1 protein-coding gene is annotated in these 4,307 nt (G+C 30.9%); it reads right to left on the bottom strand.

Going from position 1 to position 4,307, the window contains the following annotated elements; all coding sequences use genetic code 11:
• Positions 1–206 precede the first annotated feature (206 nt).
• Entirely contained in the window at positions 207–3,854 is a 3,648-nt protein-coding gene (locus C6H31_RS00415) for an autotransporter outer membrane beta-barrel domain-containing protein (RefSeq protein ID WP_104696844.1), read from the bottom strand.
• Between the last annotated feature and the right edge of the window lie 453 nt (positions 3,855–4,307).

Below are 4,307 nucleotides of genomic sequence, written 5' to 3'. Positions count from 1 at the left end.
TTTGTCATGTTAAGTTGTTAAAGATTTGTTTTATAAAAAATCTTTGAAAAAAAGAGAAATTAAGTGGTGGCAAGAGAAAGAAAGATTTCTCTTTATTTTAAAGAACATTGATGCATTGCATCTTTTAGTTTTTTCCCTCCTTGATTGATTGTTTGAGTTTAATTATTTCTACCCTAACTCTTATTTTTAGAGTTAGGGTTTAAAACTTATTCCACTACAATCACATTAGCATTTGAATTTAATTCTTTTAATATGCCTTGCATTTGATCTTTTTGTTTTAATGCATCCTGCTCACTGTTAAATGGACCTACTAGATACACTTTAGAATTTCCTTTATTTTGAACTCTAAGATCTTTTATTTTCTTTAGAGTATTTTCTTCTTTTTTAGAGAGCTTATCTTTTTCAAATACTTGTAGATAAAATCCTTTGGTTGGTGCCATTTCTTTAATAGATTCTACTTGCTTAATTTCTGTTGTAGAAACCCCATTATATGGAGTATATTTTGAAGCACCAAAGCTATATCTATATCCAAGATTTACTTGATAATCTGTAATAATCTTTCCTCCAAAACTTCTTTCAAAATCAAAATAGATTCGATGATTGTCTTTAATGGAGAAATTAGTTCCTACATTTAAAACAAATCTAGAAGTAGTTGATAATGGAGAAAGTGATACTTTTGCATTATATTTATCTGTTAAAGATACATCTCCACCAGAAATATAATCATTGACAAAATAAGTTCCTAGATAAATCTTAGAATTAAAGCCCTTATCTTGAGTAAAGTTTTTAAAGTCATATCCAAAGCTAGAACCCACTCTAGTTCTTACAGTAAAGATAGAATTTTGAACTCCATCTAAAGTAGAAGTACCTAATTTTTGCTTTAAATTAGATTGATTTAAATAACCCAATGCCACTTCTACTTGAGGATCAATAAAGATTTCTTTAGACTTTCCAGCTAAGAATCTATAACCTAATTCTTGAGAGAAAGTAATTGCAAAGTTACTTGTATCATAAGCTTCAGTTTGTCCTAAAAGATCTAATTTAGAAGTGATGTAGCTAAACTTTAAGATGCTATCGCTATAAAGTCCATTCTCCCATATACTCTCTTTGCTAGCTCCATCTTGAACATAGGCATTATAGATAGCAAATTCCATTGCATTAGAATTAATCTTATCAACTCCTCTAAAAATGCTTTGATCTGAAATACTCTTAGAACTTGCTATAGAGTTTGCATAGCTTAATGCAAAACCTACATAATTATTAGCTCCATTAAAGCCAAATGCATAATCATAACCAGCTTGGATTGTAGTATAAATACTCTTTGTTTCAAGTGCAAATTTAGAAGTTTGCATACCATTAAATATTCTTACCCAAGCACCTTGAGAATTAGCATTATTTCTTAATTCTCCCATTCTTTTATTTAAAGAATTTAGATTTGCTAGATATAAATCATAATTTGCACCCAATGCTGAAGCACTAGCTAATTGATTTGCTAAAGATGCACCTTTAGAATACACAGATTTTAGATAATAACTTGTGTAGGTAGATATCTCATTTTGAGCATCCTTATTACTATTTTCTGCAATAAACTCATAGCCAATCAAACTAAAATCAGAAACTGTATCTACAGGTACAAATTCAGATACATTGCCATTTCCAGCTGTAGCCAGAGCGATGTTGCTATTGGTATCATTTGATTTATACAACTCTTTTCCAATTAAATCATCCAAATTTCCTACAACTCTTAAATAATGTCGCCTGTATTTGTAGTTGTTAGGAATAACCACTCTATCTGATTTAATTGTCCTACCATTTACAACTATATTTGATTTTGGATCCACGCGAACAATAAAATTGAGAGGTTTCTCAGCATAGAGATGACCAATTTCAAAGGTTTGGAAACTTTGCTTTGGAATCAAATCCTCTTGCCATTTTACTTGGCCTGTTATATTAAAAGTCACACTATTATTAATATGAGTAGAACCAAGCTCTTTAAGAGCAGGACCTCCCATAATATTAATAGTGGCATTATCTGCAGATTTAATATTACTAACTACACGTCTGCCTTGACCTATATCATCTCCATTTAAATTTAATTCTGAACGCTCACCCAATGTTAAATTGAGAATTCCATCATTAACCACAAAATTACCTTCAATAGTTGCACTCACTCCTTCTTTTAAATTGACATTAAGAGTTGCATTGTTGTTATTGACAACACCTCCTATAATCTTGGAATCTTTGGCATTGAAATTTAAAGTAACAACACTGTTTGGATCTCTGTTATAAATCAGTCCATTGAGTTCGCTTGTTGTTCTTTGGAGCATTAATGTAGCTCTTTCTCCTTCAAAATTTACAACACTAGTTCCTTGAAAAACATTCAAAATAGGATCTTGATTAGCTGCTGAAGTATTATTTCTAATTAATAAAGAAGTGTTTTTAATATTTATGGTGTTGCTACCACTAGACCCCTTTAAATTCTCAAAATCATCAGTTCGACTTGTTGTAACAGAGCCCTCAATTATTCCTCGCCTACCCCCTTCAAAAGTAATTTCATTGGAGCCTGATATTGCTTCAACATTTCCTGTGATTTTGCTCTCTCCTTCTGGAGTGTTTATAAAGACAATTTCATTTCTTCCACCAAATACTCTACCACCTCCTTGATCAGAGCCTCTTGAGGTGATATTTCCTATAATGTTTCCAGATTTCTCAAAAACAACCCTATTGGTTGCACTAATTTCTGTATAACCACCAGTTGCTTCAACACTGCCTTCTAAAATTGAATTAAAACTCTTGAATATAACCTCATTGTAACCCATCCTATAAGAACTATCACCAATAGCCCTTATGGATCCTTTCATTGATCCTGATTCAAAGACTACATGATTACCCTTATTCCTATAATCTCTCCTATCAATTCCATAGCTTATGATATTTCCTACTAAAGAATTCAAGCCATATCTTGTGGAACCAGCCTTAAAGGTTATATTCTTTCTTTGAAAATCCACATTCCCATTGCTTGTACCTGTTATGATATCTCCCTCCATTGTGGAGTTTTGAAATACGATTGTAAGATCCTGTGCGCTTAAACTATCTAATCTTTGTCCTCCAATATTACCTTTGAGATATGCATTTTTAATCAACAAATTACCTCCAAATAATCCACTGGTAATATTGCCCCTAATCTGACTTCCTGTTATTGCATCAATTGTAGCCTTAGCCTCAGAGTTTATCTCAATGTTTCCTTTCATTCCATATCTCAATAGGGCATTAAAAGTACTATTTTTAGTTTGTCCCTTGATGATTAAATTTCCATAAAGAGACCCTGTATCAAAAGTTTCAGGACGCGAAGTTTGCACACTTAAATCAAGTGTAAAATTTTTATTATTCTTATCATTGAAATCAACTGTAATGCTTCCTGGATTTCCTAGGGGGCGCCAAGTTAAATAAAGGCGTTGTGCACTTCCATTGATGACAACTGAATTAGCATAGGTATCCAAAATTGCCCTACCCCCTCCTTGTGTCTTTGAGATAATATCTCCATTAGTTGTATCTGTAAAAACAATATCAAGATTTGTTTGCAGATCTGGAAGCCCTGTATTTGGATAAAAATAATCTACACCTCCAAGATCATACCACTCTAGAACATTTACTAAATTTTCACTCCCAAGATTCCCAACACACATAATGGGCTTTGTATTATCTCCATAACATTGTGCATAAGCAAAGTTTGCACCAAGAAAAAGAGCTAATGAACTCGCAATGATGGGTTTAAAGATTGATTTTTGAGAAGTTTTTATAAGAGGGTTCTTTAAACAAACACCACTCTTCTCTTTTAATTTTTCTAGACACATAACTAGATTCCTCCATAATATGAAAGTTATTTACAAATGCAAGTCTTATAGAATTGAATTAGAAAATTATGCTTATGGCTATCTTGGTTGCATAGAATCTAGAACATAATTTCGATAAAACAAATTAATAACAACTTAACAAATGACTTATCTATTTTAATATTTACTAAAGATTTTTTGTTTAAAATATCCTTAAACAAAAGAGAATTAAAAGAAAAATCTTTTTTAAATTTTTATGAAGATGCGATTTTTACTTATCTAGAGAGCTTCTAAAGAAAATGATAAAATTTGTAATTTTTTTATATTTTTTTTGAAAAAATACGAGGATTTTTGTACCTAAAAATTGTTTTCATTTACTTTTTTTACTTTTAGGGAGCTGTTTTTAACAGTTTTTAATAAAAATTTTTATTTAATTTTTATATTCATTTATGGCAAAAAATCTCTAAAAAATTA

It is taken from the genome of Helicobacter sp. 'house sparrow 1' (assembly GCF_900199585.1).
Lineage (GTDB): Bacteria > Campylobacterota > Campylobacteria > Campylobacterales > Helicobacteraceae > Helicobacter_H.
Note: the sequence above shows the minus strand (reverse complement) of the source record. Positions and strands in the feature narration are given on the sequence as shown.

Coding starts and splice junctions, on each gene's coding strand:
- C6H31_RS00415 (WP_104696844.1), bottom strand. CDS start 3,854: ATGTGTCTAGAAAAATTAAAAGAGAAGAGTGGTGTTTGTTTAAAGAAC.